Here is a 6088-nt window from a genome sequence, read left to right on the forward strand (position 1 = left end):
GACAACGAAATCGAGTTCAGGAGGAGAAAGACATGGCACATACACAAATTGCAGCCCCGCAGAACGGCCTTCTTGACGGCCTGTTTGTAAAATACGCAGACGCAAAAGTTGAGCACTTCCGCCGCCGAATTTATTCGAAAACTGTAAAGGATATGGAAAAGCTCGACGACCAGCGACTGGCTGATATCGGCGTCCAGCGAGACCAGATCAAGCGGCGCGTGTATGAGAGTGTTTATCACAACAAGCCATACCGGCAGTGATTGCGTGTTCAACGTGAGCTTACACCAATCGCCATGATCCCGTTTATGAGGTTACCAGTATGTTTGACGTTATCCCGCCCACCGACCAACTTGCCCCGGCCACCAGCGCATTGTTGTTGTTCGACCGGGCCATGCGGATCCGGGCCATCGGCCCTGACATTGTTCGCGCAGCGCAGCAATTGAACGCTATGACCGATCACCAGTTGTCCGAGCTTGGCATCAACCGCAGCGATATCGAAGACACGATAGAGCGGTTTATCTGAAGGCCCTGCGAGACAAACAGAATCGAGTTTGATATGCGAAAAGAAGAACAATGAAAGCCATTCCAGAAAACTGGGATGGCTTTTTTGCTTCAATCAGGCCGTGTGATCGACGATTTGCAGATGCTGGGCCAGCCTGTCGATTTCACCCATCCAACCCTGCACCAGCTTCGGATCGCTGGGGGCTGCGTGAACGCCCGCCGGGATGGCGCGGTTCAGAACCGCCTCGATGGCCAGTGAGACCGGGATTGACACCAGACGGGCCATTGCTGTGCCACGCTCGTCACCCCAGGCATCCATGACATAGGTTTTGTGCCAGATTTTGACGCCGTCTTTCTCGGCCTTCAGGCTCACGCACAGAACCACGCGGTCGGGTTCACCCTCGTCATAGGCGTTTTCCTCCCAAAACTGATCCGACATCTCTTTCAGACGTGCATCGCCTGCGGCCCCCGAAAGGGTTTCGATCTCGCTGAAAACACCCGACCACGCGTCGGCCCAGCCGTTCAGGCGCAGGGTGCCGCGGACGAATTCCTTGACGGTCCAGTGCTCCTCGAACTGGTATTCGGCCATGAAGGGCAGCGAGTCGCGGTTCGGATAGACCTCAAAGCTTTCCGGTGCAGGCAGCGGCGCGATGTAGCTGCTGATCGCGTCCCACGGGCGGGCAACGTCCAGCGGGGCGTAGTCGCGGATTGATTTCGACGGTGACCGCAGCGCTTTCAGCACGCCCAGCGGCGACCAGCTGAACTTGTAGCGGAACGGGTTCGGATGCTTTGGGATGCCGCCGCAATAGGAGATGAAGCTCAGGTGGTTTTGTGGATCGAATGCATCCGAGGCGCGGTAGTCGTCAACCAAGGCGTGCGCCATCAGGTGGTCGATGCCCGGATCCAGCCCGACCTCGTTGACCAGCGCCACACCGGCTTCACGCGCCTTGTCATCCAGAGCGCGCATTTCGGGCGCGATGTAAGAGGACGAGACGAAATTGGCTTGTTTCGAAATCGCCAGTTCCGCCAGCGGCACGTGCCAGTCACCCGGAAGCATCGAAACGATCACATCACCTTTCTGCAAGACCGCGCCCAAGACGTCGATGTCGAAAGCGTGGATGTCGTCGGTCAGGTCTCCGACTTCGGCCTTGGCCTTTTCGATGGTTCGGTTCCAGACAATAACCTTGTGCCCGCCTTCGATCAGGCGGCGCAGGCCGGGAATGGCCGAGAGGCCGGTGCCACACCAATGGATGGTCATTTGAAAGCTCCTTTAAGGCGGTTCAGCCGAATTTCAGTTTCGCGGTCACAATCGCACCGACAAGTAGGATCGATATCACATTGCCAAGGATCAGCGGCCATGCCGAGATCATCAACCCATAGATCAGCCACAGGGTCAGCGTGGACAGAATCAACAGGTTTGCTGGCAGAGACAGGTCCTTGGTCTCGCGACTGCGCCACGTTTTCAGGGTTTGCGGTAGCCAGCACACAGTGCCCAGAACCGCCGCTGCCCCTCCGATCAGATGTTCCATGCGCGCGCTCGTTTAGACATGTTTTCTGAACTCGTCCCGCGCACGACCCCAGACACCCTTTTCAAGATCGATTAGCGTCAGCAGAGACGGCAGCAGTTGCGCGGCGTAGTCTTCCGAGCTTTCGACCGGCAGCATCGACGGCAGGTTGTCGATTGCCATTAAGTCCATCACCGGGTCGGTGGCCACGCGTAGGGCAGGGGTGTCCCATGTGGTGGCGCGATCATAGACCGGCACCGGGTTGTAGTCGCTGTCCGGATCGCAGGCCACGTCGCCGATGGCGGTCAGTTTGCGCTGGGCGGTCAATGCTTCACGCGGGACAAAGACCGGGGTGCCCGGGCGCGCAAAGATACAGTTCAGAAAAAGGTCGTGGTCAAGGATTTCCGGGAAGGGTCCGCCGCTGGCGGTCTCGGCCATGTCCCATTTGGTGACGCTGACGCTCATCGCCTCGCACAGGTCCGCGGCACCGGTCCCGACACGGCCCAGGGCGCCGATGACCATAGCGCGTGGGCGTGCAGACCCGGTGGCGTCCAACTCGGCCAACAGTTCCGCGTTCAGCGAATCTTTGTCTGAATACACACCAACCGGCGGGCATTCCTCATCCCGTTGCTGCGCGGCCCATGTCTTGAGCGTCACCGCAGCACCCGCATATCCGGCCCAATAGCCAAACGCAGCCACCCGGCGACCATCCTCATCAACGAGGTACTCCAAGTCGTAGAGCGTGCCGCCACCGACCTTGAACCGGTCCAGCAGCGCCCGGCCGGGGTGTTGGCCTTTATAGGCGTGGCCAAACATGATGTGGCGGTGGGGCAGGGGTGTGCCATCTTCGGGCAGTTCTTTAAGCCCGAAGATAATCGCATCCAGTGGGGCCTCGGGCCAGGAATTCTCGGGCGCAATCTTGCAGCCTGCCTCCTTGTAGCCGTCCAATGGGATGGCACGGACATGGCTTTCCTCGACCGTGACGCGGATGCCTGCGGCGGTCAGCTCGGCAGCACCTTCAGGTGTCAGCCCAACCCGTTCCTCATTCGGGCGCTGTTCTGCCCGGACCCAGAGATGTGTCATCTTATTTCCTTTTGTCAGAGCATCCCGGCGGCACGCACCGCCTGAACCGAAGGACGTGCTTCCATCGCCTCACGGAAGGCGAGAATTTTGGGAAAGGCCGAAACGTCGACGCCGTCGCCTTCCAGCCAGCTGCACACCACGAACAGGTAAGCATCGGCCAGCGAGAATGCCTCGCCCAGCACAAACGGTCCACGCAGGCCATTCGAAGAGATATAGTCGCAGGACGCGGTCATCGTCTGCGCGACCTTGTCTTTCATGTCTTTCCAGCTGGACTTCTTGTCGGCCCAACGGTGCCCGCGTATCTTGTGTGCGTGGTTCACATGCATGGTCGAGGCAAGGTAGAACATCACCTCGCGCATCCGTGCGGCCATCACCGGATCAGCAGGCACCAACCCGGCTTCGGGTGCTTTGGCCGCGACAAATTCCAACAGCGCGCCGGTTTCAGTCAGGATACCGCCATCAACGACCAGCGCCGGAACGCGGCCCTTGGGGTTGATCTGTTTGTAGGCAGGTTTTGTCTGCTCACCCCCAGCGAAGTCCAACTTGATCGCTTCGTATTCCTGTCCGGCCTCTTCCAACGCTATCGCGACAGCGACCGAGATGGTCCGGGGGGCATAGTAGAGCTGCATCAGGGGTCTCCGATCTGGTTTACAGGTGGGTCTGCGCGAACTGCCGGTCAGGTGCTTCCAGATGCGGAACGGCATTGAACAGAACCGGGCTTAGCTGAGCGCCAATCGGGTGCAGACGATGCATCGACGTGTTCATGATGGCAAGAGCAACCCGTGCCATCGACGGGATATCCAACCCCATCGCCTGCCGCACCACCATCGAGATCAACCCACCCGAGGTCACAACAATGGCCGGCCCGCCTTCGGTTCCGATCTCGCGCAGCGCGTCGCGAACACGGGTTTCGAACGCGTCGAAGGTTTCGGGCGTGTTCTCGATGTCCCCATTGGCCCAGGCCGAAAATGTTTTGGGCAGATGTTCGACAAACCCTTCGCGATCCGTGGGGATCGCAACACCATGTTGTTCCTCGAGTAATTGCGCAAGCGTGAAATACTCGATCTCATTCAGTCGTGCGTCACGGATTGGATCGGGCAAGTCCATACTGGCCGCTGTCTCGGCATGGCGGGTCAGGGTGCCGCAATAGACCCGCGTATAGTGGCTGCGGGTGTCACGCAGATGCGCCCCCAGCCAGCGCGCCTGCTGATGCCCCAGTTCGCTGAGCCTGTCATAGCTTACCTCGTCCCGTGCCGTCGTATTTGCCTGCCCGTGACGCACCAATGTGATATGTGACATGTCGGTCCCTCTTGCGCCGAAGTCTTAGGGCAGGTTCCTTGTCGGGACCAGAGGGGTTTCATGTCTTGCGGAAAAAATACTCGCCCCAATTCCGTTTCTGGCTATGGTCTCCCTGAGCAAATTTCCGGAGGTGCACATGGCCGTCGATCACAGGCGTTTTCTGACCGACCTGCATAAATTGCGTGAATTCGGTGCTTCGGGTGTGGGCAAGGGGGTCGTCCGCCCGGCCTATTCAGATGCGGACATCGCTGCGCGCCAGTGGCTTGCCGTGCGTATGGCCGAAGCCGGTCTGACACCGCAGTTTGATCCGGTCGGTAACCTGTTCGGATTGGCGTCTGGAAGGTCTCTGCTGATGGGATCGCATTCCGACAGCCAGCCCGAAGGTGGCTGGCTGGACGGCGCGCTGGGTGTCATTGCCGCGTTGGAAATCGCGCGTTCCAGCGACCGGCCCATTTCAGTTGTCAGCTTTCAGGACGAGGAAGGCCGATTCGGCGTGACCACTGGCTCTGCCGTATGGTCAGGTGGGTTACCTCTGGAAAAGGCCGATGTGTTGACAGACGGGGCGGGCGTCACCTTTTGCCAGGCCCGATCAACCATGGCCGACCTGTCGCAAAGTTTCGTGGACCCGTCCCAATTTAGTGGCTTCGTAGAGATGCATATCGAACAGGGCCTCTCACTGGACGCGACACGAGAGCAGATTGGCGTCGTCACCGATATCGTCGGCATCCGCGACATGTCCATCACCTATGAGGGGCAACAAAACCACGCTGGCACCACGCCCATGCACCTGCGCCGCGATGCGTTTCAGGCCTTGTCCGTGTTCAACACCCGGCTCAATGAACGCTTTCGCAATGTGGTTACGCCTCAGACAGTCTGGACTATCGGGCGGGTCGAACTGCATCCGAACGCCTCGTCCATCGTGCCGGGGCGTGTGAGGTTTTCGATGCAATGGCGTGATAGTGATGCAGACCGCCTGGTCCGAATGGAGGAGATCATTCGAGCGACAGCGCAAGAGATCGCCGATGAGCTGGGAATGGCTTTGGATTACGGCCCGATGTTGGGGTTGGAACCTGTCGCTATGGATCTGACCCTGCGCGGGGCACTGGAAAACGGAGCGGAACAGGTCGCTCAGGGCAAATGGCGCAGAATGCCCTCAGGTGCATTGCACGATGCCACCAACGTTTCTCGGCTGATGCCGGTCGCGATGCTGTTCGTGCCCTCGATCAACGGAATCAGCCATGACTTTGCGGAAGACACAGCCGAGACCGATTTGATTGCAGGGCTTGAGGTTCTGGATCGCGCTATGCGGTCACTCTCCTCGTGAACGTCGTCTGGGGCAGACATCCTTCTAAGAAGCCGTTGTGCCGACAGAGAAAAACTTCTTTTTGTTCCTGGTAAGATACTCGTGTTTCCGTTGATTCAGAGTGATGATTGTTGCCTAACGGAGAAAAGTTTCCTATGGGAACATTCATGGTGCATGCGTCTGTATACCGCCTCTGCTTAGGATGGTGTTTCGCTAAAAACTGGGTGGAATCATTGCATTCTTTTCGGCTTGGGGCAGACTGACGGTTATGCATTTTGACCTTTAGGCACGCAGAAGGTAACCGGCTCATGACTTCATCGAAACGCACGCCCCTTTACTCATTGCATGTTGAGTTGGGTGGTAAGCTGGTTGATTTTGCTGGTTGGGAGATGCCTGT

The 6088-nt window shown here is 58.5% G+C and carries 8 protein-coding genes; 3 read left to right on the plus strand and 5 right to left on the minus strand.

Translation table 11 applies throughout. From position 1 onward, the window contains the following. Window positions 1–32 precede the first annotated feature (32 nt). Entirely contained in the window at window positions 33–260 is a 228-nt protein-coding gene (locus tag Q0816_RS14780) for a DUF1127 domain-containing protein (protein ID WP_298851907.1), read from the plus strand. A 59-nt stretch (window positions 261–319) separates the two neighbouring features. Next, the gene (locus Q0816_RS14785; protein ID WP_298851908.1) at window positions 320–523 is read left to right on the plus strand and encodes a hypothetical protein; all 204 of its coding nucleotides are present in this window, start codon (window positions 320–322) and stop codon (window positions 521–523) included. A 93-nt stretch (window positions 524–616) separates the two neighbouring features. Here Q0816_RS14785 and Q0816_RS14790 read toward each other — a convergent pair whose 3' ends face one another. The 5 genes from Q0816_RS14790 to Q0816_RS14810 are packed head-to-tail and all read right to left on the minus strand — an operon-like array spanning window position 617 to window position 4388. Further along, a complete protein-coding gene (locus Q0816_RS14790) occupies window positions 617–1759 on the minus strand; it encodes a saccharopine dehydrogenase family protein (protein WP_298851911.1) in 1143 nt (380 codons plus the stop codon). A gap of 22 nt (window positions 1760–1781) precedes the next feature. Continuing rightward, window positions 1782–2030, minus strand: a complete 249-nt coding sequence (locus Q0816_RS14795; RefSeq protein ID WP_298851915.1) for a SemiSWEET family sugar transporter — start codon at window positions 2028–2030, stop codon at window positions 1782–1784. Between the two features lie 12 nt (window positions 2031–2042). Then, window positions 2043–3089 (minus strand): saccharopine dehydrogenase, encoded by a 1047-nt coding sequence (locus Q0816_RS14800; protein ID WP_298851918.1) that lies wholly within the window; start codon window positions 3087–3089, stop codon window positions 2043–2045. Between the two features lie 14 nt (window positions 3090–3103). Then, complete coding sequence (locus tag Q0816_RS14805; protein ID WP_298851920.1) at window positions 3104–3718, minus strand: glutathione S-transferase family protein; 615 nt, start codon at window positions 3716–3718, stop codon at window positions 3104–3106. Between the two features lie 19 nt (window positions 3719–3737). Beyond that, entirely contained in the window at window positions 3738–4388 is a 651-nt protein-coding gene (locus tag Q0816_RS14810) for a histidine phosphatase family protein (RefSeq protein ID WP_298851922.1), read from the minus strand. A gap of 136 nt (window positions 4389–4524) precedes the next feature. Between Q0816_RS14810 and Q0816_RS14815 the strand changes: the two genes are divergently transcribed. Next, a complete protein-coding gene (locus Q0816_RS14815) occupies window positions 4525–5712 on the plus strand; it encodes a Zn-dependent hydrolase (protein ID WP_298851925.1) in 1188 nt (395 codons plus the stop codon). Window positions 5713–6088: the final 376 nt, after the last annotated feature.

It is taken from the genome of uncultured Ruegeria sp., assembly GCF_947497005.1.
Lineage (GTDB): Bacteria > Pseudomonadota > Alphaproteobacteria > Rhodobacterales > Rhodobacteraceae > Ruegeria.